At 73.1% G+C, this 22,291-nt stretch carries 21 protein-coding genes; 8 read left to right on the forward strand and 13 right to left on the reverse strand.

What is annotated here, in order from left to right; all coding sequences use genetic code 11:
- Positions 1 to 46 precede the first annotated feature (46 nt).
- The gene (locus tag ACIQV3_RS18230) at positions 47 to 1,003 is read left to right on the forward strand and encodes a DUF4231 domain-containing protein (protein ID WP_403713393.1); all 957 of its coding nucleotides are present in this window, start codon (positions 47 to 49) and stop codon (positions 1,001 to 1,003) included.
- A 20-nt stretch (positions 1,004 to 1,023) separates the two neighbouring features.
- Here the strand turns inward: ACIQV3_RS18230 and ACIQV3_RS18235 are convergent, their stop codons facing one another.
- From ACIQV3_RS18235 to ACIQV3_RS18250, 4 genes are all read right to left on the reverse strand, one after another.
- Positions 1,024 to 1,503: a hypothetical protein gene (locus tag ACIQV3_RS18235; RefSeq protein WP_403713394.1), complete on the reverse strand. Its 480-nt coding sequence runs from the start codon at positions 1,501 to 1,503 to the stop codon at positions 1,024 to 1,026.
- 143 nt (positions 1,504 to 1,646) lie between these two features.
- Entirely contained in the window at positions 1,647 to 2,471 is an 825-nt protein-coding gene (locus ACIQV3_RS18240; RefSeq protein ID WP_403713440.1) for a S1 family peptidase, read from the reverse strand.
- Positions 2,472 to 3,193: 722 nt separating this feature from the next.
- Positions 3,194 to 4,078, reverse strand: coding sequence for a S1 family peptidase (locus ACIQV3_RS18245; protein ID WP_403713395.1), 885 nt, complete (start codon positions 4,076 to 4,078; stop codon positions 3,194 to 3,196).
- A 374-nt stretch (positions 4,079 to 4,452) separates the two neighbouring features.
- Positions 4,453 to 5,610, reverse strand: coding sequence for a DUF5685 family protein (locus ACIQV3_RS18250; protein ID WP_403713396.1), 1,158 nt, complete (start codon positions 5,608 to 5,610; stop codon positions 4,453 to 4,455).
- A 282-nt stretch (positions 5,611 to 5,892) separates the two neighbouring features.
- Between ACIQV3_RS18250 and ACIQV3_RS18255 the strand changes: the two genes are divergently transcribed.
- Entirely contained in the window at positions 5,893 to 6,345 is a 453-nt protein-coding gene (locus ACIQV3_RS18255; RefSeq protein WP_267758884.1) for a cell division protein SepF, read from the forward strand.
- Between the two features lie 94 nt (positions 6,346 to 6,439).
- Here the strand turns inward: ACIQV3_RS18255 and ACIQV3_RS18260 are convergent, their stop codons facing one another.
- Positions 6,440 to 7,609: an acyl-CoA dehydrogenase family protein gene (locus ACIQV3_RS18260; RefSeq protein ID WP_403713397.1), complete on the reverse strand. Its 1,170-nt coding sequence runs from the start codon at positions 7,607 to 7,609 to the stop codon at positions 6,440 to 6,442.
- Positions 7,610 to 7,738: 129 nt separating this feature from the next.
- Here ACIQV3_RS18260 and ACIQV3_RS18265 point away from each other — a divergent pair, with 129 nt between their 5' ends.
- Positions 7,739 to 8,731: a helix-turn-helix transcriptional regulator gene (locus ACIQV3_RS18265; protein ID WP_403713398.1), complete on the forward strand. Its 993-nt coding sequence runs from the start codon at positions 7,739 to 7,741 to the stop codon at positions 8,729 to 8,731.
- A gap of 327 nt (positions 8,732 to 9,058) precedes the next feature.
- Here the strand turns inward: ACIQV3_RS18265 and ACIQV3_RS18270 are convergent, their stop codons facing one another.
- Positions 9,059 to 10,300: a phosphatase PAP2 family protein gene (locus tag ACIQV3_RS18270; protein ID WP_403713399.1), complete on the reverse strand. Its 1,242-nt coding sequence runs from the start codon at positions 10,298 to 10,300 to the stop codon at positions 9,059 to 9,061.
- Between the two features lie 271 nt (positions 10,301 to 10,571).
- Positions 10,572 to 11,696, reverse strand: a complete 1,125-nt coding sequence (locus tag ACIQV3_RS18275; RefSeq protein ID WP_403713400.1) for a hypothetical protein — start codon at positions 11,694 to 11,696, stop codon at positions 10,572 to 10,574.
- A gap of 244 nt (positions 11,697 to 11,940) precedes the next feature.
- On the opposite strand from ACIQV3_RS18275, the gene ACIQV3_RS18280 reads away from it, so the two are divergent.
- Entirely contained in the window at positions 11,941 to 13,629 is a 1,689-nt protein-coding gene (locus ACIQV3_RS18280; protein WP_403713401.1) for an MFS transporter, read from the forward strand.
- Positions 13,630 to 13,940: 311 nt separating this feature from the next.
- Here ACIQV3_RS18280 and ACIQV3_RS18285 read toward each other — a convergent pair whose 3' ends face one another.
- Positions 13,941 to 14,639, reverse strand: coding sequence for a transglycosylase family protein (locus ACIQV3_RS18285; protein ID WP_403713402.1), 699 nt, complete (start codon positions 14,637 to 14,639; stop codon positions 13,941 to 13,943).
- A 286-nt stretch (positions 14,640 to 14,925) separates the two neighbouring features.
- Between ACIQV3_RS18285 and ACIQV3_RS18290 the strand changes: the two genes are divergently transcribed.
- Positions 14,926 to 15,720, forward strand: a complete 795-nt coding sequence (locus tag ACIQV3_RS18290; protein ID WP_403713403.1) for a hypothetical protein — start codon at positions 14,926 to 14,928, stop codon at positions 15,718 to 15,720.
- A 197-nt stretch (positions 15,721 to 15,917) separates the two neighbouring features.
- Complete coding sequence (locus ACIQV3_RS18295) at positions 15,918 to 16,400, forward strand: hypothetical protein (RefSeq protein WP_403713404.1); 483 nt, start codon at positions 15,918 to 15,920, stop codon at positions 16,398 to 16,400.
- A 26-nt stretch (positions 16,401 to 16,426) separates the two neighbouring features.
- On the opposite strand, the gene der is transcribed toward ACIQV3_RS18295, so the two are convergent.
- The 5 genes from der to ACIQV3_RS18320 form a co-directional block, all read right to left on the reverse strand.
- The gene (gene der, locus ACIQV3_RS18300; protein WP_403713405.1) at positions 16,427 to 17,887 is read right to left on the reverse strand and encodes a ribosome biogenesis GTPase Der; all 1,461 of its coding nucleotides are present in this window, start codon (positions 17,885 to 17,887) and stop codon (positions 16,427 to 16,429) included.
- A 75-nt stretch (positions 17,888 to 17,962) separates the two neighbouring features.
- Entirely contained in the window at positions 17,963 to 18,610 is a 648-nt protein-coding gene (locus tag ACIQV3_RS18305; protein ID WP_403713406.1) for a lysophospholipid acyltransferase family protein, read from the reverse strand.
- On the reverse strand, positions 18,607 to 19,311 hold the full coding sequence (gene cmk / locus ACIQV3_RS18310; protein WP_403713407.1) for a (d)CMP kinase: 705 nt from the start codon (positions 19,309 to 19,311) through the stop codon (positions 18,607 to 18,609). The genes ACIQV3_RS18305 and cmk overlap by 4 nt, the downstream gene beginning before the upstream one ends.
- A 231-nt stretch (positions 19,312 to 19,542) precedes the next feature.
- Positions 19,543 to 20,631 (reverse strand): prephenate dehydrogenase, encoded by a 1,089-nt coding sequence (locus ACIQV3_RS18315; protein ID WP_327307481.1) that lies wholly within the window; start codon positions 20,629 to 20,631, stop codon positions 19,543 to 19,545.
- Positions 20,632 to 20,786: 155 nt separating this feature from the next.
- On the reverse strand, positions 20,787 to 21,230 hold the full coding sequence (locus tag ACIQV3_RS18320) for a YidB family protein (protein WP_403713408.1): 444 nt from the start codon (positions 21,228 to 21,230) through the stop codon (positions 20,787 to 20,789).
- A gap of 135 nt (positions 21,231 to 21,365) precedes the next feature.
- Between ACIQV3_RS18320 and ACIQV3_RS18325 the strand changes: the two genes are divergently transcribed.
- Together ACIQV3_RS18325 and ACIQV3_RS18330 are read left to right on the forward strand one after the other, a co-directional pair.
- On the forward strand, positions 21,366 to 21,707 hold the full coding sequence (locus tag ACIQV3_RS18325; RefSeq protein WP_403713409.1) for a DUF952 domain-containing protein: 342 nt from the start codon (positions 21,366 to 21,368) through the stop codon (positions 21,705 to 21,707).
- Positions 21,708 to 21,790: 83 nt separating this feature from the next.
- Positions 21,791 to 22,267: a Rieske (2Fe-2S) protein gene (locus ACIQV3_RS18330; protein WP_403713410.1), complete on the forward strand. Its 477-nt coding sequence runs from the start codon at positions 21,791 to 21,793 to the stop codon at positions 22,265 to 22,267.
- The last annotated feature ends 24 nt before the right edge of the window (positions 22,268 to 22,291 follow it).

Consider the following 22,291-nt stretch of genomic DNA (forward strand, 5'->3'; position numbering starts at 1 on the left):
GGCGGCTCCCGCCGGGCGCCGCCCCCGCGCCTCCCCTCCCCTCCCGATGGACGCAGAACGCAGAACGCAGAACCAGCAGACTGGGGGGTTCGCTGTGAGTGACAGCATCACCTTTCGCAACGAGGACCTGCCGGCCCTCTTCCACCACACCGACCAGGCGGCGATCTCCCGGCAGCGGGAGTCCACCCAGGCCACGCGCGCCCAGCTGATGCTGCTCGTCGTGGCCGCCGCGATCGCGGCCCTGCCCGAGGGGCCGAAACTCGGCTCCGCCTACCTGTCCGGGCTCCTCAGCGTGCTCGCGTACGCCGGGGTGCTGGGCGTGGGCGTACGGGCCACCCGGCGCCGGGCCCGCCCGCAGTGGCAGCTCAACCGCAGCGCCGCGGAGTTCATCAAATCGCTGGCCTGGCGGTACGCCGTCCACGGCGCCCCCTTCGGCAGCGAGGTCCCGGGCGCCGAGGAGACGTACCGGACCCGGCTGGAGGCGGGACTGAACGAGCTGCGGAAGATGGGCTGGGAGGATCCGCGGACCGCCGGGCTGGTGCCGGAGGGCGGCGAGATCACCGGGGCGATGTTCCGGCTGCGGGGACTGGACTACCAGGTCCGCAGGGAGACGTACGTCCGCGACCGGCTGATCGAGCAGCGCAACTGGTACCAGCGCAAGACGGAGGTGTCCCGGCGGGCCACGGCCCTGTGGTCGTGGTCGATCGTGCTATTGACCCTGCTGGCGCTGCTGTTCGCCCTCTTCGGGGCGTTCGGTTCGGGTCCGGGGCCGGCGCTGACGGGGCTGCTGAGCGCGGCGGCGACGGCCGGCATCGCCTGGAACGAGGTGCGGCGCCACCATCCGCTGATCGAGGCGCACACCCTGATCGAGCAGGACCTCTCCGCGATGATGGTCGTGATGCAGACGACGATCACGGAGACGCAGTGGCCGACAGCGGTCTACGAGACCGAGCGGTACGTGTCCCCGCAGCACACGGACTGGCTGGCGCGGCACAGTAGTTGACCATCCGCGAGGGCGTGGCATCAGTCCCGGGCCACGCCCTCCCGCCAGATCACGGTGACGGGCTTCCCGAGCGCGCGGGCGTAGGCGACGATCTCCGCGGTGCCGCCGTGCCCGCGGGCGGGCAGGCCGTCCCAGACGGCGACGAGGCGGTCGCAGGAATCGGCGATGTAGGTGCCGGCCGCGTAGTAGGCCTCGTCGGTGGAGCGGGCGAAGTCCATCCGGACCTCCTGGGCGGCGCGGCGCTTGAGCCCCAGGTACCGGTCCAGCGCGCCGGTGTCCCCGAAGCCCTCCTCGTAGTCCCCGCTGGGGATGACCACGGTGAGGTCCGCACCGCATTCCAGGGCGATGGCGGCGAACAGCTGGTCGGCTCCCTCGGCGAGGCTGGAGAGGGCTTCCAACGGCCCTTCGTGGCCCTCCAGGACGGCCCGCAGCCCCTCCTCCACATGGCCGAGCAGCTCGTCCGGAATCGACCGGTGCCCGGTCACGCCGATTCGCTTCATGCGGAAACCCGCTCCCCCCCGTGGACACGAACGCCCTGGACATCCTCCCAGAAGGCGGGAGGACGTCCAGGGGTGCGGCGGGGGCGCACGGCTCCGTGGCGGCCCCACGGCGCACGGGGGGCAGGGCTAGGGCACGCTCACGGCTAATACACGCTCACGCCGTACGCGTTGAGCGCCTCGACGACGGGCTGGAAGAACGTGGTGCCGCCCGAGGAGCAGTTGCCGCTGCCGCCGGAGGTGAGGCCGACCGCGCGGGTGCCCGAGTAGAGCGGACCGCCGCTGTCACCGGGCTCGGCGCAGACGTTGGTCCGGATCATTCCGTAGACGACGTCGCCGCCGCCGTAGTTCACGGTGGCGTTGAGCCCCGTCACCGAGCCGCTGTGGGTGCCGGTGGTGGAGCCGCGGCGGGTGACGGACATGCCGGTGGTGGCGTTGACGGCGCTGGTGATGTCCTGGTTGCCGACGGTCCCGGGGTGGGCGACGGCGGCGTTGTCGTAGCGGACGAGCCCGTAGTCGTTGTTCGGGAAGCTGGAGCCCACCGTCGCGCCGATGACGGTGGTGCGGGCGGAGTTGGTCCACCAGGTGCCCGCGCCGTCGGTGCAGTGGCCGGCGGTGAGGACGTAGTAGGTGCTTCCGCTGCGCACGTTGAAGCCGACCGAACAGCGCCAGCTGGTGGCGTACTTGGCGTCGCCGCCGCTGAGCAGCTTCGTCAGCTTGCCGGGGGTGCGCTCGATGCGCAGGGCGGCGGCGTTCGCTCCGGCCGCGCTGCGGATCTTGGCGATGGAGGCCGCCGAGACGGTGGAGTCCGCGGTGACCACCAGGGTGCCGGTGGCGGGGTCGGTGTGCCAGGCGGTGCCGGCCACGTCGGCGCGCAGGACCGAGGCGCCGGCGGAGGCGAGCCGGTCGGCACTGAAGCCGCCGTCGGCGTGTGCGGCCGAGGGGGCCGCGAGGGCGGCCACCGCGGCCATGCCGGTGGCCACGGCGAAGAGCCTGGAACGGATGATGCTCTTGATCGTCACTTGTCGTCCTCCCGAGTGGGGTTCGGAGGCCCGGCGGGGTGGGGTGGTGCCGGAGCCCGTGGAGGGCGGCCGAGGGCACGGCGGACGGGATGGCGTTCGACGTGCCCCTGACAAGCCCCGAGAGACGCTGACGGGAGTCTCCTGGTGTCGGATACCGCTAGCAAGGGCGCCTTTCAGCCGCTTCCCGCCCGCCGCGATCCCGAGGGGCGGGGTCCGCCGCGACCCGCGGCGCGTGCCGAACACCCGGCGCGGCCTGGTGCGGTCAGGTCGGACACCCGTACCGCCCCTCCCCCTGGCGCGCCGGCCCGCCAGGGCCCCGGAACGGCCGGAATTCGACCTTCCGGATGATCGGCAAGCCCGGAGGGACCCCCGGACTCGCCGATTCCGCCGGTCTCGTCCGCGTCAGCGCTCATGCCGCTCACCCCTTCCACGCGGGCCCGGCCGGAAACCGGACGGTACGCCGTCCGGGCCTGCCGGCGTCCGGGCCTCTCGGAGTCCGGGCCTGCCGGCGTCCGGACCTCTCGACGCCCGCGCCCGTACGCCTCCGTGCGCGTCCGGAAACACGAATGCCCCGGACGCCTTCCCCACAGGGGGAGGACGTCCGGGGCGGTGTCGTGCTCACGCGCCGAACGGACCGGGCGCCCGGACCCTGGGGCCCGGGCACTCAGGGCCTAGTAGACGCTGACGTTCCAGCGGGAGAGGGCTTCCTTCACGGGCTGGAAGTAGGTGGTGCCACCCGTGGTGCAGTTGCCGTTGCCGCCGGAGGTGAGACCGAGCGCGCGGGTGCCCGAGTAGAGCGGGCCGCCGCTGTCGCCGGGCTCGGCGCAGATGTTGGTCCGGATCAGACCGTAGACGATCTCACCGTTGCCGTAGTTCACGGTGTAGTTCAGGCCGGTCACCTTGCCGCTGTGGGTACCGGTGGTGTTGCCGCGCCGCTTGGCGGACATGCCGACGGTGGCGCTGGCGGCGCTGGAGATGTCCTGGCTACCGACCGCGCCCTTGTGCGACAGGGACTTGTTGTCGTAGCGGACGATCCCGTAGTCGTTCGTCGGGAAGCTGCTGCCCGCCGTGGCACCGATCTTGGTGGTGCGGCTGGAGTTGGCGTACCAGGTGCCCGCACCGTCGGTGCAGTGGCCCGCGGTCAGCAGGTAGTACGTAGTGCCCCGGCGCACGTTGAAGCCGAGGGAGCAGCGCCACTGCGAGGTCCAGATACCGGCGCCGCCGGTGATCAGCTTCGACAGCTTGCCGTGGGTCCGCTCGATGCGCACCGCCGAGGCGTTCGCCCCGGCCTCCTTCTTGATCTTCGCTATGTTCGCGTCCGAGACGGTGGAGTCCGCGGTGACCACGAGGGTCCCCGTGGCGGGATCCGTGCCCCAGGCGGTGCCGGCGACGTCGGCCCGCAGGAGCGAGGCCTCCACCGCGGCGAGGCGCTCGGCATTGACGCTGCCGCCGCTCGGGGCCTCGGACGCCGACGCGGGAACCGCGAGGGTGGCCACGGCGGTCAGACCGGCGGCCACGGCGAAGAGCCGGGAACGGAAGTTGCGCTTGATCGTCACTTATTGTCCTCCCGAAGGGATCGAAGCCCGGGGCCAGGTGCAGTGCCCGGGCTCGTGCGGGCAGCAGGAACCACGACCGGCTTGACGCCGTTCGCCGTGCCCCTGACAAACCCGGTAAATGCTATCGAAGAATTTCTGCCGTCAGACCCGCCCGGCAAGAGCCGATTCCAGCCACTGTCCGCTGACGTCCGACCGACCCGGCCGACATACTCCCTTGCCGCAGAGCAGGCCGCGCCATCACCCCTCCCCCATCGATCCCCGGAACGGCTGGAAATCGCCCTACTGAATCACCGATGCGAGGGGCCCGGCCAAGCCCGCACCAAACCGGAACCAACCCGTCACCAAGCCGGAGCCGAAGCGGAGCCTGAACGTCCTCAGCAGCCGTCGCAGGGACAGCAGCAGCAGTCCCCGCAGCCGCAGCCGCATCCGTCGCAATTCGGGCCGCAGTCACAGTTGCCGCACCACGCGTCCTTCTTCTCCCGGGACCACGGACCCTCGTGGTCCGTGCAGCACAGCTGGCAGGTGCAGAACAGCCCCAGGGCCACCGCGCAGCCCGGCAGCAGGTCCCGGCGCGGCTTGCGCGGGGGCGCCGGCGGCGGGCCGAAGTCCACCGGGGGCGGACCGAAGGAGCCCTCTGGCGCCCGGTCGGTCCCCGTGTGGCCGGTATGGGCGCAGCCCGCGGTCCCGAAGGCCCGGTCCACCGAGGTGCGCAGCTCGTGCACGAGCAGCCGGTGTGCGAGCCCCGCGTCGGCGAACTCCACCTCCCGCAGCGCCAGCCGGATGCCCCGCAGCGCGTCGTCGCACAGCCTGCGCGCCTCGGTACGGGGGGTCCCGGTGGCGGTCAGCGGGTTCCAGGCGCCCGCCGCCGCGTCCGCGGCCTGGTCCTCGACGGCGTCCAGCAGGTGCGCGAGCCGCCCGAAGTAGCCTCCCGCCTCCGCGAGCGCGGGAGCGTTGCCTGGCCGACCGGCGAGGGTCGCGGTATGGGCGAAGGCGGCGGCCGTGGCGGTCTCCGTGGGCTCGGTCACCACGAGCACCGGCGTGCCGGCTCCGGCGAGGGTCTCGATGCCCGCCTGCCGGTCCACGGCATCGACGAGCACGGCCGTGTCGAAGCCGAGCGAGGCGCCGGTACGGGCACCCGCCCGGTCCCAGCCACGGGCCACCCGGCGCGCGGCGAGGGCGATCGGGGCGCGGGCCAACAGGCCGTCCCGGTCGGCCACGTGGTCGCGCACCTTCGCGGAGGCCAGGACCAGCGAGACGGCCGCGGCGAGCCGGGCCCCCTCGCCGTTGGCCACGGCCGCGCTGCGCATCCCGCGCAGTGGACAGGGACCGGCGGTGCGCCGGGAGCCCGGAGCGGGACCCGACTGAGCCTCCGTCAGAACGGAGACGAGCAGCCCGTCGTAGTTGGTCACGATCCTCGCGAACTGGCCGTGGTCCCCCCGAAGTGCCAGGCACAGTCCGCAGAGATGGGCCATCCACTCCGTCTTGAACCGTTCCCCGAGGCGGTGCGTGCAGGGTCTGACGATGCCGAACAAAACGATTCCCCCGTGTGTCATACGCGTGCTGACGGGCATGGTAGCGAGACCGGCCGTCACCCGTACGCCCCCATCGGTCACCCGTACGGCGGCGCCGGTCGTATTTTCACTCAGTCAGCAGCGGTAGCCGCCCGGATCCTTGACGGTGCAACGGATGTTCTGCACCAGTACCGTCACGAAACCCCTGCGCGGCGACTATCCACTTGGCGCGTTGTCAGCATCATGGACGACGATAGGGACGCGGAAGAGAAGACAGACTGACCGCGATGAAAGGAGGCGTCCATGGGTTCGGTACGCAAGGCGAGTGCCTGGCTGGGTCTCGTAGAGGACAGCGACGACGAGCGTTACTACGACGACGACTACGCGGAGGCCCCGCAGGGGGGTTCGGTGGTCGGCCCCGGCGAGCAGTGGGTCACGGACCCGCGCGTCAAGGTGGCGTCGGAGTCCGCCGTCGATCAGGGCCGCCGCATCGCGACGGTCACCCCGGACGGTTTCCGCGACGCCCGCGGCATCGGCGAGCTGTTCCGCGACGGTGTCCCGGTCATCGTGAACCTGTCCTCGATGGACCCGGGCGACGCGAAGCGCGTGGTCGACTTCGCGGCCGGTCTGACCTTCGGTCTGCGCGGTTCGATCGAGCGGGTGGCGACCAGGGTCTTCCTGCTGACCCCGGCCGACACCCAGATCGTGAGCGGCGAGTCCGGCGGCCGCTCGCGCGACTTCTTCAACCAGAGCTGAGCCCGGGGGCACCTCCCAGCGTTGGCTGGGGGACCCTCACCGGCCGCCTCCGGTTCCTTCCGGCCCTCCCGGCATCCAGCGGGGCCCACGCGGCCTAGCGGAAGGCGTCGAGCCCGGTGAGCGCCTTGCCCAGCACGAGCTGGTGCATCTCGACGGTGCCCTCGTAAGTGAGGACCGATTCGAGGTTGGTGGCGTGCCGCATGACGGGGTATTCGAGGGAGATCCCGTTGGCACCGAGGATCGTCCGCGCGGTGCGGCAGATGTCGATGGCCTCGCGGACGTTGTTGAGCTTGCCGAAGCTGATCTGCTCCGGGCGCAGGGTCCCCGCGTCCATCCTCCGCCCCAGGTGGTGGGCGAGCAGGATCCCCTTGTGGAGCTCCACCGCCATGTCCGCGAGCTTGGCCTGGGTGAGCTGGAAGCCACCGATGGGCCTGCCGAACTGCTCGCGCGTCTTCGCGTAACCGAGCGCCGACTCGAAGCTGGCGCGCGCCGCGCCCATGGATCCCCAGACGATCCCGTACCGCGCGTGGCTGAGACAGCCGAGCGGCCCCTTGAGCCCGGTGACGCCCGGAAGCACCGCGTCGGCGGGCAGCCGTACGTCGTCCATGACCAGCTCGCTGGTCACCGAGGCGCGCAGGGACCACTTGTGCTTGATCTCCGGGGCGGAGAAGCCGGCGCTGTCCGTGGGGACCGCGAACCCGCGGATCCCCTCCTCGGTCTGCGCCCAGACGACGGCCACGGCGGCCACCGAACCGTTGGTGATCCACATCTTGCGGCCGTTCAGCACCCAGTCCGAGCCGTCCCGCTTGGCGTGCGTACGCATCGCACCGGGGTCCGAGCCGACGTCCGGCTCGGTCAGCCCGAAGCAGCCGATGAGCTCGCCGGCCGCCATGCCGGGCAGCCACCGCTGCTTCTGCTCCTCGGAGCCGTACTTCCAGATCGCGTACATCGCGAGCGAGCCCTGTACGGAGACCAGCGAGCGGATCCCGGAGTCGGCGGCCTCCAGTTCCAGGCAGGCGAGCCCGTACTGGACGGCGCTCGCGCCCGCGCAGCCGTACCCCTGGAGCGACATGCCGAGCGCCCCGAGGGCGCCGAGCTCCTTGGCGATCTCCCGGATCCCGGGCAGCTCGCCGTTCTCGTACCACTCGGCGATGTGCGGCAGGACCCGGTCCGCGGCCCAGCCGCGGACGGTGTCCCGGATGGCGAGGTCCTCGGGCGTGAGGAGTTCGTCGAGCCCGAGCGGGTCGGTGGGAACGAAGGACACTGCGCCTCCTGGCAGGCCGGGATCACAAAACCTAGCGCCGCAAGTTTGTCGGTCCGCCGGGCCGCGGTCCACCCGCTTCCGGTGTGACCCCGGTCGGGTTTCCCCGGTTCCTGGAGGCAGACTGCGGACATGCTCGATACTTCCGCGCGGCTGCTGCGCCTGTTGTCCCTGTTGCAGGCCCACCGGGAATGGACCGGGGCCGACCTGGCCGGCCGGCTCGGCGTGACGGCGCGGACCGTGCGCCGGGACGTGGACCGGCTGCGGGAGCTCGGCTACCCCGTGAACGCCAGTCCGGGCACCGGCGGCGGCTACCAGCTGGGGGCCGGGGCCGAACTGCCGCCGCTGCTGCTCGACGACGACGAGGCCGTCGCGGTGGCGGTCGGGCTGCGGACCGCCGCCGGAAACGGCGTGGAGGGCATCGGCGAGGCCTCCGTACGGGCGCTGGCGAAGCTCGAGCAGGTGCTGCCGTCCCGGCTGCGGGCCCGGGTGTCCGCGCTGAACCGTTTCACCGTCCCCATGCTCCGCGGGGCGGGTGCGTCCACGATCGACCCCTCCGTACTGACCGAGCTGGCCGGCGTCTGCCGCGACACCGAGCGGCTGCGCTTCGACTACCGGGACCACGGGGGCACGGGCACCCGCAGGACCGTCGAACCGCACCGGCTGGTGTGCAGCGAACGCCGCTGGTACCTCGTCGCCTGGGACCTGGACCGGGAGGACTGGCGGACCTTCCGGGTGGACCGGATCGAGCCCAGGCCCCCGCACGGACCGCGCTTCACCCCGCGCCCGCCGCCCGCCGAGGACCTCGCCGCGTACGTCTCGCGGGGCATCTCCCAGCGGGTGTACGCGGCCCACGCGGTCATCCGGCTGCGCGTGCCCGAGCAGGAGGCCGCGCGGATCATCGGGCCGGCCGACGGGACCCTGGAGCCGCTCGACGACCAGAGCTGCATCCTGCGCACCGGGGCGGTCAACCTCGATGTCCTGGTGATTCACGTCATGCTGATCGGGTGTGAGTTCGAGGTCGTCGAACCGGCCGAGCTGACGGACCACATCCGGGCCGCGCGAGATCGGCTCGGCAGGTCTCTGGAGCCGCGCGAAGCGGCCGGAGAAGTGAAGGAGTTGTAAGGAAGCGGCGGGGCCCCGAGTGCACTCCGGCCACAATTCCTGAGAGTTTCACCGGAATTCGAAACAGAATTCACCCCGGGCGTGTCGCGGGACGGCGAATAAAAGGTCCAGACGAACTCCGCCGTGGGAGACTGTCGACAATCCGTGACCCAAGCGTGACCCGGTATGGAGGAACGTCCGGGCGCGGCGCTGACGTCCCGGCCCTTTCGCGGCCGGGTCCGGCCGCGAAAGGGCCGGGGTCGGCCCCGGACGCGCCGCGGCGGGCCCCGGTCGTCGAACCGGGGCCCGCCGTGGACGTGCGAGCGGAGGGGGTGCGTACCGTCCGGCTCAGCCGCCGGCGGCCGGCCGGGGCGCCGCGCCGCGCGCCGGGGCGCGCTCGGCGTGGGCCGGGCGGCGGCTGCCGGCCGGGGTGAGCGGGGTCCGCTCGGAACGGATCAGGTGCGGACGGGCGGAGAGGTGGGCGGCGGGCCGGGCGGCCGGCTGGTGCCCCCCGCTCTGCGCGGAAGCGGGAGCGGAAGTGGGAGCAGGAGCCGAGGCAGCGGCCACGCCGCCCGCCGACGCCGGAACCGGGACCTGGACCGTCTCGGCCGGCTGCCGCAGGACGACGGGCTGTACGGCGGGTACGGACTGTACGGCGGGCACGGGCTGCATGGCCGGCACGGGCTGTACGGCGGGCACGGGCGCCGCGGGCTCAGGCGCCGGGCGCCGCCCGGACAGGTCCCCGGCGGTCCGCTGGAGCTGCCACTTGCCGCCGGCCGAGAGCAGCGGGACGAGCACCCCGGTGAGGGCCTCGGGCACCTGCCCGGCTTCCACGAGGCTGCGCAGCCGCGCGCGCAGGTCGAAGACGTAGGCCTCGACCCAGGCGATGAGCGGCTCGAACCACGGCAGCGCCAGCAGCACCAGCAGGCCGGCGAGCCAGCCGAGCAGGACGTCGCTGACCCAGTGGGTGCCGAGGTAGACGGTGGTCGCGCCGACGCTCAGGGAGACCACGGCGGAGACCAGGGAGAGCACCCGGCGGGTGACCCCCGTGGAGGCCAGGTAGGCCAGGATCCCCCAGGTCACCACGGCGTTGGCGGTGTGGCCGGAAGGAAATATATCGCCGCCCGCGAAGAGCTCGGCGGAGCCGATCTCGGTGGCGTAGTGCGGACCGAGCCGGCCCAGGCCGAGCTTGACGGCGCCCACGGTGATGTTGAGCAGCAGCAGCGCCACGCCGAGGGTGATCAGCGGGCGGAGGGTGTGCTGCCGCCAGGACCGCCAGCCGAGCCACGCGGCGACCATGACCGCGGTGGGGCCGCGCTGGCCCAGGACGACGAGGTAGTCGAGGAAGGCGTGGAGCTGCGGCCACTGCTCGTACGGCCGGAAGAACATGATCTGCCAGTCGAGGCGGACGAGCCAGGAGGTGGTCAGGACCGCGACGACGATGGCGAGGTAGATGCCGAGGGTCGACCCGAGGAGCACGACGCGGTGCCGGCTCATCCGCGGTGTTTGCAGATGAGCCGGTCGCTCTGGTTCCCGGTCCAGCCGGGCGAACACCCGCTCCAGTCTGGGCAGGATTTGGTCGGTACGCACTCAATCGACGTTACCGCGCGCCGATGGGCGGCCCGGTCGAATCGCGGGCTTTGTGATGACCATGTGATGTGGAGTTGCTCTCACGCGGGACTTAATTCCCGGCATTCGACCTTTGGTTGGAGCGGGGAAGGCCCCTTCCTCCCGTATTTTCCTCGCATACTTAGGCCGCGTTTATCACTCCCGCTCAATTGCTTTGCCCAAAGATGGAGCGGAATCTTTCATTCCGTGATCATGGGCCGGCGGGCCCCTCCGGCCCGGCCCGCCCCACGCCTCACGGCGGCCCCGAACCGTTCAGCCAGAAGGCCCCGTACGCGGCCGAGGCGGCGGCCCCCGCGACCAGTACCGCGACCGCCCGACCCGTCCGCCACCGGGCCAGCGCCGCCGCCGGCGGGAACACCAGCGGGAAGGCCGGCAGCAGCAGCCGGGGCTTGGAGCCGAAGTACCCGGAGGCGCACAGGGCCAGCGCCACCACGATCCCCGCGTACACCAGCAGCGCCGCCGGCTGGCGCCGCCGCACGCAGAGCGCGTACAGCCACAGCACCAGCGCGACCCCGGCGATCAGCCCGGTCCCGGCGAGCGGGGCGGGCAAGCCCGGGGAGGCCAGCCGCGCCCCGATGAACCGGGCGAACGCCAGGCCGCCGTCGAAGCCGTTGCCCCAGCCGCCCTGGACGTCGAGGTACCCGGTCGGGCCGCCGCCGGTGCGCGCGCCCACCCACAGCACGTACGCCGCCGCGCCCAGCGGGGCCAGCAGCGCCCCCGCCACCGGCCGCCAGGAGCGCTCCCCTCCGCGCAGGGCCAGGGCGGCGGCCACCCACACCGCCGCGACCACGGCGGCTCCGACCGGCCGGGTCAGCCCCGCACCGGCCGCGAGCAGGCCGGCGGTGAGCCAGTGCCCGCGCAGGACCCCGTAGAGGCTCCAGGCGGCCAGCGCGGTGAACAGCGACTCGCTGTACGCCATCGACTGCACGATCCCGACGGGCAGCGCGGCCCAGACCCCGACGGCGAACACCCCGGCCCGGCTGCCGTGGACCGACTCGGCGACGGCGAAGATCCCCCAGGCCGCGGCGAGCCCGGCGAGCGCCGACACCACCAGGCCGGCGGATCCGTGGCCGAGCCCGGTGACGGCCGAGACCAGCCGCTCCAGCCAGGGCAGCAGCGGGAAGAAGGCAAGGTTGGAGTGGACGTCGCCGTTGGGGAGCGCCACCTCGTACCCGTACCCCTCGGCGGCGATGCGGGCGTACCAGAGGGAGTCCCAGCGGGCCGAGAGCAGGGTGTGCGGGCTGCTGCCGGCCACCGCCCCCCACACCGCGAGCACGGTGAGCCCGAGCAGCCGGACCGCCACGAACACGGCCAGAGCGGGCGCGGCCCGGCGAAATCCAAGATCCTTCACGGGCATGATTATCGAGGTCCGGGGCGGTCGCGCCCGAACACGAACGGCCGAGGTGGGACGAGTGGCGCACACCACAGCGCGGCCGACGGCGGGATGAGAGCTTGGCCACGTGTCGGACAGCCGAACTCGCGTACGCTGACTCTTCACTCGCGTGTCGACGCCGGACCCCGCAGGACGCCACCCTCCCCATCCGTGGCCCCGAAAAGACGCTGGTCCGCCGAGTGCGAGGGATCACCTGGGAGGTACATGCATGTCGGGGACGAACGTGACCGGCGACAGGAACCCTTCCCCCTGGCAGCGACTGCGGCGACTCGGCGCGGCCTCCGGCGGGGCCAACCGCTGGGCCGTGCTCGGGGTCCTCTGCGTGAGCCTCGTGCTCGTGGCGCTCGACGCGACGATCCTGCACGTAGCCGTCCCCTCCGTCACCGAAGACCTCCGTCCCGGCCCGATGGAACTCCTCTGGATCGTCGACGCGTACCCGCTGGTCTGCGCCGCCCTCCTCATCCTGTTCGGCACCCTCGGTGACCGCGTGGGCCGCCGTCGCGTCCTGCTCCTCGGCTACGGGCTCTTCGGCGCGGCCTCGGCCCTGGCCGCCCTCGCCGACAGCGCCCAGGTCCTGATCGCCGCGCGCGCCCTGCTCGGCGTCGGCGGCGCGATGATCATGCCGGCCACCCTGTCGATCCTGCGCCAGGTCTTCCCCGACCGGCGCGAGCGGGCCCTCGCCATCGGCATCTGGACGGCCGTGGCCGCCGTCGGCGCCGCCAGTGGCCCCGTCCTCGGCGGCTTCCTGGTCCAGCACTTCTGGTGGGGCTCCGTCTTCCTCATCAACATCCCGCTCATGATCATGATCCTGCCGCTGGGACGCTGGCTGCTGCCCGAATCCAAGGGCTCCTGCGACGGACCCTGGGACGTGCTCGGTGCGCTCATGGCCGCCGGCGGCGTGCTCGGCGCGGTCCTCGGGATCAAGCGGCTCGGCGCGGAGCGCCAGCTCGCCGACCCTCAGGCACTGCTCCCCCTCCTGATCGGGGCCGGGCTACTCGTCCTGTTCGTACGGCGCCAGAAGCGCCGCGCGCACCCGCTGATCGACATGCGGATGTTCTCCCGGCCGGCCTTCACCACCTCCGTGGGCTGCATCGTGCTGGCCATGCTGGCGCTGGTCGGCCTGGAGCTGATCGCCGTCCAGTACCTCCAGCTCGTGCTGCACCTGAGCCCCCTGGAGACCGGGCTGCGCCTGCTGCCGCTCACCTTCGCCGCGATGGCGGCGGGCGCGACCGGCTCGTACACGCTGTCCCGGACCGGACCGCGCAGGATGGTCTCGCTGGGCTTCGTACTGACCGCCGGCGCGGTGCTGCTCCTGACCTTCATGGGCCAGCACGACCGGCCGGTCCTGCTGACGGTGGGCTTCGTCCTGCTCGGCTTCGGCCTCCAGACGACCCTCTTCGCCGCCTACGAGTCCATGCTGAGCGAGGCTCCGGCCTCGACGGCCGGCGGCGCCGCCTCCATCGGCGAGACCTCCTACCAGCTCGGTGCGGGCATGGGCATCGCGCTGCTGGGCAGCGTGATGAACGCGGCCTACGCGCCGGGCCTGGCGTCCGTCCCCGGGGTCTCGCAAGCCGACTCCACCGGCGCCTCCCACTCCCTGGGCGAGGCCTACCAGATCGCGGCCCGCCTCGGCGGCCCGGCGGGCGAGTCCCTGTTCGCGGCCGCCCGGCACTCCTTCGTCCACGGCCTGCACGTGACGCTGTTCGTCAGCGCCGCCCTGCTCCTGGCGGGCGCCCTGATGGCCCTGAAGCTCCCGCGCACGATGGAATGCACGGACGCGGAGCCGGTACGCCTGCCCGCCCAGCAGACCCCCGAGACCCCGGCCACCTCCGCCGCCCCGCGCATCCCCACCCAGCCCGTCCCCGACCACGACCCAGCCCTCGGCCACCCGGCCTGACCCACCCGCCCGGCGCTTGAGGACCGGAGTCCGGGCGCAGCAAATCCAGCCGTCCGGCGTTTGAGGACCGGGGTCTGGGGCGGAGCCCCAGGGGGTCCGGGCGCAGCCCGGCACCCCTCCCAGCCCGTCCGGCGCTTGAGGACCGGGGTCTGGGGCGGAGCCCCAGGGGGTCCGGGCGCAGCCCGGCACCCCTCCCAGCCCGTCCGGCGCTTGAGGACCGGGTCAGGGCCGGCCCTGGGAACGGTGGAAGGGCGGGTAGGGGACAGCCCCCGCAGGGCCCACCCCACCCACCCGCACCCGCCCGCCGCCCGCTATCCCACCGGGCCGGGACTCACGGACGGCTCGGGCCGGAGCGGCGCAGCCGACGCCCCCGGGGCCGGTACGGCCGGGGCCTGCGAGGCCGGTACGGCCGGGGCCGGCGGGGCCGGAGGCGTCACGCCCGCGGGCGCTTCCTCCCCCACAGGCGGCAGCACCAGCAGCATGCCGATCCGCAGCGCCTCGGGCCGCGGCCCGACCACCCCCCGGTTCGAGGCGTACAGCGCCTGCCACCCACCCCGCACCCGATGCCTCCGCGCGATCCCCACCAGCGTGTCCCCGCCGCGCACCACGTGCATCCGCCCCGCCAGCCCGTACCGCTTCGCGCACACGGGCCACGCCTCCCAGCCCTGGCTCCCCAGCAGTTCCTCCCCCACCCGGATCTGCTGCTCCCGGCTGGCGAGGTCCGCCCTCGGTGCGAAGGCCAGCCCCCCGTGCTCCTCCCACGTCGGCTGCCAGAACTGCAGTCCGCCGTAGAAGCCGTTCCCCGTGTTCACCGCCCAGCGGCCCCCGCTCTCGCAGTCGGCCACGCAGTCCCAGGGCCACTGCCCGCCGGGCCCGCAGTCCACCGCCCGGCCGGGCGCCCCCGGCCTGGGCGGGGGCGGCGCCGCCACCGCGACCGCCACCGTCGACGCGGACACGAGGAGCAGCAGCGCCGCCGCGCCCACCCCACCCGGAACCCCGAAGTTGCGCATCGCGTCACGCTACGCAGCCCCGTACCACCCCCCGCGCCCGCCACACCGTGCCCCGCGCGCCCCCACCCGCTCGGCCCACCGGAAAAACGGCCAGCACCGGCCATCAACTGCGCACAACCAAAAAAGAGTTGGTACCAAAAGAACGGCCCGGTCGGACCGTTCACTCCTTCGGGGGTCCGGTTCGATTCCGTTCCCTCAAACGGCGTGACCCCGGCCGCCACTCCCCCGTTGAGCCCGGCGAGCCGGAACCCCCCGGCCCCGCACGCCTAGTCCGAGGAGCCACCCCGTGCCGCGCATGCTCGAAGTCAGTGATGAGGTACGTGCCGAGATCGGCGACGAGGAGGCCGAGCGGCTGCTCGCGGGTGACGGATCCCCGGGAAGCTACGACTGCACGTCCTGCCGCACCCCCGGGGACTCCGAGCGCGAGCAGACCAGCACCGTGCTGTTCGTCGGCGACGAGACGGCCGTCCTGGCCTTCGCCCACGCCGGCTGCATCCCCTCGCAGGTCGTCTCCGTACCCGAGGCGGACCTCCAGGGCGCCGTCCGCTCCATCACGGGCGACAGCCCCGCCCCGGCGTCCCCCGCCGGCGACGTACCGCAGTCCGTGCCGGGCGGCCAGGCCGTCCTCGGCATCACCAGCGGCCTGATCCTGATCAACGGGGAGCTGCACCCGGCCCTCGTGGTGGAGCCGACCGCGCCCATCGCGCGCCCCGGCACCACCGGCCCCGGCGACGACTTCCTCCCGCTCCTCATCGAGCAGGGCTTCATCCCGATGACCGACACCGAAGAGGTCCCGCAGGCCCTGAGCGGCTGGTCGATCCTGCTCGCCGCCGGCCAGCTGCACTCGGTGCTCCAGCCCGGTCAGATCGCCTGGTGGCAGGCGCACCGGCCGCTGTCGGTCACCGACGGCTGGCGGGCCGCCGTCAACAAGACCCAGCGCGTCCTGGTGTACGCCGCTCCGGTCGGCACCATCGGCCAGCAGCCCCGCGAGGACCTGCTGCGCGACGCCCTGGACAAGGCCGCCCGCAACGGCAAGCTGGTCGCCGCCTCGATGCCGCTGGCGGGCACCCCGGGCGCCTGAGCCCCGGGATCCGGGGGCTCCCCCCGCCCTTCCGCCCCAGTTCTGCCTTCCGTCCCCGAAACGGCCGTCCGACCCCCGCCCAGGGGGCCGGGCGGTGTGCGCCGGGGGTGCGCGGTCCGTCCCGCGCACCCCCGGCGATCTGCGTTTTCCGCCCCGCGACCCCGCATCCGTGGGGCGCCGGTTTCGTTGGCAGATACGTGCATTCCTACGATGTCTCCCGCGCCCCGTCCTATCCGAGCAGCGTCCCCCCGATGCGCCCCGTACGGGAGCTGGGGAGCTCTCCGACCGCCTCGCACACCCCCATCTACGACACGCTGTACTCGGAGTACCTGCGCGCCTTCAGGGCCCTGCCCGGCGACCGCACGGGCGAGGAGGACCTCGGCTTCACGGCGTTCTCGTACGGGGGCCCTTACAGCGGCGCGTACGGCAGCGGAGCGGGCGCGTACGGCAGCGGGTCCGCCACGGGCTCCGCGGGTTCCTACGGGAGCGGCTGGAACGGTTCCTCATGGCAGCCGGCGGGACAGCACGCCGGGCAGCAGGCGGACGTCTGGCAGCCCTTGCCCGCCCCGCAGCCGCAGTACTCGTACGCCGGGGCCGGATACGCGAGCGGGCGGCAGCACCAGACCGGGATGCAGCACATCCCGGCGGCCCTGCCGCCCGCTCCGCGCCGGGGCTACTAGCCCCGGCCCGTCCTGCCGAACCGCCACTACATCTTGCGCTTGTGCTGCGCACCGCGCTTCTCGCGGACGCGGACCGAGATGTGGATCGGGGTCCCCTCGAAGCCGAACTCCTCGCGCAGGCGGCGCTCGATGAAGCGGCGGTAGCCGTGCTCCAGGAAGCCCGAGGCGAAGAGGACGAACCGCGGCGGCTTGCTGCCCGCCTGCGTACCGAACAGGATGCGCGGCTGCTTGCCGCCACGGACCGGGTGCGGGTGGGCGGCGACGACCTCGCCGAGGAAGGCGTTCAGCCGGCCGGTCGGGATGCGCATCTCCCAGCCGGCGAGCGCGGTCTCGATGGCCGGGACCAGCTTCTCCATGTGGCGGCCGGTGAGCGCGGAGACGTTCACCCGGGGCGCCCAGGCGACCTGCTGCATCTCGGTCTCGATCTCGCGCTCGAGGTAGTAGCGGCGCTCCTCGTCGAGGTTGTCCCACTTGTTGTACGCGATCACGATCGCGCGGCCCGCCTCGACGGCCATGGTGATGATGCGCTGGTCCTGGACGGAGATCTGCTCGGTCGTGTCGATCAGGATGACCGCGACCTCGGCCTTCTCCACGGCGGCGGCCGTGCGCAGCGAGGCGTAGTAGTCGGCGCCCTGCTGGAGGTGGACCTTCTTGCGGATGCCCGCGGTGTCGATGAACTTCCAGGTGACCCCGCCGAGCTGGATCAGCTCGTCGACCGGGTCGCGGGTGGTGCCGGCCATCTCGTTGACGACGACGCGGTCCTCCTTGGCGACCTTGTTCAGGAGGGAGGACTTGCCGACGTTCGGGCGGCCGATGAGCGCGATCCGGCGCGGACCGCCGACGGCGGTGCCGAAGGTCTGCTCGGGGGCCTCGGGCAGGGCCTCCAGGACGGCGTCGAGCATGTCGCCGGTGCCGCGGCCGTGCAGGGAGGAGACCGGGTGCGGGTAGCCGAGGCCCAGGGACCACAGCGAGGCCGCGTCGGACTCGCCGCTCTGGCCGTCGACCTTGTTGGCGCACAGCACGACGGGCTTGCCGGCCTTGCGCAGGAGGCGGACGACGGCCTCGTCGGTGTCGGTGGCGCCGACCTTGGCGTCCACCACGAAGACGACCGCGTCGCAGGCCTCGATGGCGTACTCGGCCTGGGCGGCGACGGAGGCGTCGATGCCGAGGACGTCCTGCTCCCAGCCGCCGGTGTCGACGACCTTGAAGCGGCGGCCGGCCCACTCGGCCTCGTAGGTGACGCGGTCGCGGGTGACGCCGGGCTTGTCCTCGACGACCGCCTCGCGGCGGCCGATGATCCGGTTCACCAGGGTCGACTTGCCGACGTTCGGGCGGCCGACGACGGCGAGGACCGGGAGCGGGCCGTGGCCGGCTTCCTGGAGAGCGCCCTCGACGTCCTCGATGTCGAAGCCCTCTTCCGCGGCGAGCTCCATGAACTCCGCGTACTCGGCGTCGCCAAGTGCTCCGTGGTCTTGCTGGTCGTTCATGAAGTCCGTTCCTCGTCGTTCGTGGTGATCGGTGGGGCCCGCGCAGCGCGGTTCCACTACTAGGTCAAGTCTCGCTCAGCGCCCGGTGAGGCGCTTGGCGTCGGCCAGGTGGGCGGTCAGCCGGTCCTGGATGCGTACGGTGGCCTGGTCCAGCGCGGTACGGGTCCGGCGGCCACTGCCGTCCCCGGCGTCGAAGGCATCGCCGAAGACGATGTCGACCCTGCTCTTCAGTCGCGGCAGCGCCTTGACGACGCGGCCGGCGCGCGCGGTGCTGCCGAGGACGGCGACCGGCACCACGGGTGCCCCGGAGCGGACCGCGAAGTACGCGAGTCCCGCGCGCAGCGAGGCGAAGTCGCCCTCGCCCCGGGTGCCCTCGGGGAAGATCCCCAGGGCTCCGCCGCCCTCCAGGACGCCCAGCGCGCGGCTGATGGCACCCCGGTCGGCGCCGGATCGGTCCACCTTCACCTGCCCGATCCGGTCGAGGAAGGGGCCGAGCGGACCGACGTACGCCTCCTTCTTGATCAGGAAGTGCAGCGGCCGCGGGGCGGTGCCCATGACCATGGGCCCGTCGATGTTGTGCGAGTGGTTCACGGCCAGGATGACGGGGCCGGTGGCGGGGACCTTCCAGGCCCCCAGCACGCGCGGCTTCCAGAGGCCGTACATGAGCCCGATGCCGATCCTCCGGCCGACCGCCGCACCCTTGAGGGAGGGCGTATCGCTCACGCGCGGCCCCGCTTCTCTTCCACCAGGGTCACTACGCACTCGATGACCCTGTCAAGGGTGAGCTCGGTGGTGTCCACCTCGACCGCGTCGCCGGCCTTGGCCAGCGGGGAGGTCTTGCGGCCGGAGTCGGCGGCGTCGCGCTTGATCAGCGCTTCCTTGGTGGCCGCGAGGTCCGCGGCCTCCTTGCCCCGCAGCTCGCCGCTGCGGCGGGCCGCGCGGGCCTCGGCGGAAGCGGTGAGGAAGATCTTCAGGTCGGCGTCGGGCAGCACGGTGGTGCCGATGTCACGGCCCTCCACGACGATGCCCTCGGCCTCGTCGGCCGCCTCGGCGGCGATGGAGCGCTGCAGCTCGGTGATCAGGGTGCGCACCTCGGGGACCGCGCTCACGGCGCTGACCTTGGAGGTGACCTCCTGGGTCCGGATCGGGCCGGAGGCGTCCTGGCCGTCGACCGTGATCGTGGGGGCGGACGGATCGGTGCCGGACACGATGACGGGCTTGCCCGCCGCGAGGGCGATCGCCTGCGGGTCCTCGGTGTCGATGCCGTTGGTGATCATCCACCAGGTGATGGCCCGGTACTGGGCACCGGTGTCCAGGTAGCGCAGCCCGAGCTTGGCGGCCACGGCCTTGGAAGTGCTGGACTTGCCCGTGCCGGAGGGACCGTCGATGGCGACGATCACGGCGGTCGGAGCTGCGGTTTCCACGGTGCGGGCACCTTCCTGGTTGCGCGTACGTGTCCGGGCGCGCCAATAGCGCCCCTCCTCCAGGTTACCGGGCTTTTCGCCGCCGCCCGCCGGGGCGCCGGCGGGCGGGCCCGGAGGCGGGCCCGGGCGGGTCCCGGACCAGGACCGGAGCGGGCGCGGGGCGGGCGCGGAGCGGGCCCCGGGGCCGCCCGGGGCCGCCCTCCGGTGGCCCGGGGCCGCCCTCCGGTGGCCCTACGGCTGGCGCAGCGCCCAGCCGCGCTCGCGCAGCTCGGCCTGGAGGCCGGCCACGGCCCGGGGTTCGACCATCAGCTGGACCAGGCCGGCCTGCTGCCCGGTCGCGTGCTCGATCCGTACGTCCTCGATGTTGACCCCGGCCCGGCCGGCGTCGGCGAAGATCCGGGCGAGCTCGCCCGGCTGGTCCGAGATGAGGACGGCCACCGTCTCGTAGACCGTCGGCGCGGCCCCGTGCTTGCCCGGGACCCGGACCCGCCCCGCGTTGCCGCGGCGCAGTACGTCCTCGATGCCGGCCGCCCCGTCCCGGCGCTTGGCCTCGTCGGCCGACTGCAGGCCCCGCAGGGCCTCCACGGTCTCCTCCAGGTCCGCGGCGATCCCGGCGAGCACGTCCGCCACGGGGCCCGGATTGGCCGAGAGGATCTCCACCCACATCCGCGGGTCGGAGGCGGCGATCCGGGTCACGTCGCGGATGCCCTGCCCGCACAGCCGGACCGCGGTCTCGTCGGCCTCCTCCAGCCGGGCCGCGACCATGCTGGAGACGAGCTGCGGGGTGTGGGAGACCAGCGCGACGGCCCGGTCGTGCGCGTCCGCGTCCATGACCACCGGCACGGCCCGGCACAGGGCCACCAGCTCCAGCGCCAGGTTCAGCACCTCGTGGTCGGTCTCCCGGGTGGGCGTCAGCACCCAGGGCCGGCCCTCGAAGAGGTCGGCGGAGGCGGCGAGCGGTCCGGACTGCTCCTTGCCCGCCATCGGGTGGGTGCCGATGTACGCCCTGGTGTCCACGCCGAGCGCGTCCAGCTCCCGGCGCGGTCCGCCCTTGACGCTGGCCACGTCCACGTAGGCGCGGGCCAGGTCCCGCCCTATGGCGTCGGCGAGGGCGGCGGCCACGTGCGCGGGCGGTACGGCGATGACCGCGAGGTCGGCCTTGCCCTGGTAGGGCTCCTCCGTGCCCGCGCCCAGCGCGGCGGCCGTACGGGCCTGCCCCTGGTCTCGGTCGGACAGGTGGACGGCGATGCCGCGGGCGGCCAGGGCGAGCGCCGCGGAGGTGCCGATCAGTCCGGTTCCGATGACGACGGCGGTTCTCACGGGGTGCTCCAGGGTGTACGGGGGGGTTGGGCTGCGGTGCCTGCCTCAGGGTAGCCAGCGGGAACGGCTCGAGGGCCCGGCGTCCCGTCCGCTGGGACGGGACGCCGGGCCCTCGGGAACCGCCCCCGGACGGACCGGGGCGCTCAGAGGCTCACTCAGAGGTTCTGCTGCTTGATGATGTCCTCCAGCGAGCCGGTCGGCACCGAGCCCTGCGGGGTCAGCTTGTCCACGGCCTGCGGGAGCGCCTGCGCAATCTGGTCGGCGGCCGCTTCGGGGGTGACGCCCGCCTGCTCGGCGACCTTGGCCAGGGTCTCGTCCGGCAGGGCCTTGGCGATCTCCGGGCCGCTGACCGGCTGGTTCTCGCCGGTGCCGACCCAGGACTGCGCCTGGTCGGTCAGACCCGACTTGGTCAGCATGTCCAGCAGCCCGCCGAGCGGGTTGTTCCCCGCGCCTCCGGCCGCCTGGGCGCCGCCGGCGCCACCGCCGCCGCCCATCAGGGCGCCGAGGAGGGAGCCGAGGATGTTGCCGCCGCCGCTGCCGCCCTGTCCGCCGCCGCCGAGGAGGCCGCCGAGGAGGGAGCCGAGGTCATTGCCCGCCATGGTGATGCCTTTCGAAGAGGGACCGGGCGCGCGAATGCGGCGTACCCGGCTTCGAGATACGGACAATGTCACCCAATCCAGGCACGTCTGCCACTTGGCGCAGAGCCGCGCACCGACTGCGGTAGAACGATCGGCATGATCTTCCACCTCGTACCGCTCGCCGACTGGACCGCCGACGAGGCGGGCCCGTACGCCCCGGCCACCCTCGACTCCGAGGGCTTCGTGCACTGTTCGGCGGACCCGGAGACGGTGCTCGCGATCGCCGCCGCGCACTACGGAGGCGTACGGGGGACCCTGCTCGCCGTGGAACTCGACGAGCGCGCCCTGACCTCCGAGGTCCGCCGGGAGGGTGAAGCGGGCCTGCGCTATCCGCACGTCCACGGACCGTTGAACCGGGACGCCGTGGTGCGCGTGTGGGAGGTGGTACGCGCCCCCGGCGCCCCCGCGGAGCTCGTTCCGTGGCTGCCGGAGGGCTGAGACAAGGCGTGGCGGGGTATTGCTGAGGCCCGTCACGCGCCAGGATGCCTCTCGTCATCCCGGCGATCACCCGAGGAGAAGTCATGAGCGACCCCACCCGCGCCGCCCGGCGCACGGTACTGGCGGCCGGCGCGAGCGTTCTGGCAGGCGGCGTCCTGACCGCCTGCGGCGGAGCCGACGAGACCAAGCCCTCGTCCGAGGGCGGCAGCGCCCCCACGGCCCAGAACTCCGCGTCCGCGTCCGCCTCTTCCTCGGCTCCGGCCGGGGACGCCAAGGCCCTGGTCAAGTCCTCGGAGGTACCGGTCGGCGGCGGCACGGTCCTCAAGGACGAGAAGCTGGTCGTCACCCAGCCGACGGCGGGCTCCTTCCGCTGCTTCACGGCGGTGTGCACGCACTCGGGCTGCCTCGTGAACAAGGTGGAGGCCGGCACCATCGACTGCCCGTGCCACGGCAGCAAGTTCAAGGTCGCGGACGGCGCGGTGGCCAAGGGCCCGGCCACCAAGCCGCTGGAGGAGAAGAAGATCACCGTCTCCCCCGCCGGCGAAATCTCGCTCGCCTAGCCGGAGACCCCGGCCGTAGCCTCG

Origin of the sequence: Streptomyces sp. NPDC099050, from assembly GCF_044759865.1 — a bacterium.
In the GTDB taxonomy this organism is placed as follows: Bacteria; Actinomycetota; Actinomycetes; order Streptomycetales; family Streptomycetaceae; genus Streptomyces.

What these genes read in the sequence shown, in the direction of transcription:
- ACIQV3_RS18230 (WP_403713393.1), top strand. Translation starts at nt 47, where the DNA reads ATGGACGCAGAACGCAGAACGCAGAACCAGCAGACTGGGGGGTTCGCT.
- ACIQV3_RS18235 (WP_403713394.1), bottom strand. Translation starts at nt 1,503, where the DNA reads ATGAAGCGAATCGGCGTGACCGGGCACCGGTCGATTCCGGACGAGCTG.
- ACIQV3_RS18240 (WP_403713440.1), bottom strand. Translation starts at nt 2,471, where the DNA reads ATGGCCGCGGTGGCCGCCCTCGCGGCCCCCTCGGCCGCACACGCCGAC.
- ACIQV3_RS18255 (WP_267758884.1), top strand. Translation starts at nt 5,893, where the DNA reads ATGGGTTCGGTACGCAAGGCGAGTGCCTGGCTGGGTCTCGTAGAGGAC.
- ACIQV3_RS18265 (WP_403713398.1), top strand. Translation starts at nt 7,739, where the DNA reads ATGCTCGATACTTCCGCGCGGCTGCTGCGCCTGTTGTCCCTGTTGCAG.
- ACIQV3_RS18275 (WP_403713400.1), bottom strand. Translation starts at nt 11,696, where the DNA reads ATGCCCGTGAAGGATCTTGGATTTCGCCGGGCCGCGCCCGCTCTGGCC.
- ACIQV3_RS18280 (WP_403713401.1), top strand. Translation starts at nt 11,941, where the DNA reads ATGTCGGGGACGAACGTGACCGGCGACAGGAACCCTTCCCCCTGGCAG.
- ACIQV3_RS18285 (WP_403713402.1), bottom strand. Translation starts at nt 14,639, where the DNA reads ATGCGCAACTTCGGGGTTCCGGGTGGGGTGGGCGCGGCGGCGCTGCTG.
- der (WP_403713405.1), bottom strand. Translation starts at nt 17,887, where the DNA reads ATGAACGACCAGCAAGACCACGGAGCACTTGGCGACGCCGAGTACGCG.
- ACIQV3_RS18320 (WP_403713408.1), bottom strand. Translation starts at nt 21,230, where the DNA reads ATGGCGGGCAATGACCTCGGCTCCCTCCTCGGCGGCCTCCTCGGCGGC.
- ACIQV3_RS18325 (WP_403713409.1), top strand. Translation starts at nt 21,366, where the DNA reads ATGATCTTCCACCTCGTACCGCTCGCCGACTGGACCGCCGACGAGGCG.
- ACIQV3_RS18330 (WP_403713410.1), top strand. Translation starts at nt 21,791, where the DNA reads ATGAGCGACCCCACCCGCGCCGCCCGGCGCACGGTACTGGCGGCCGGC.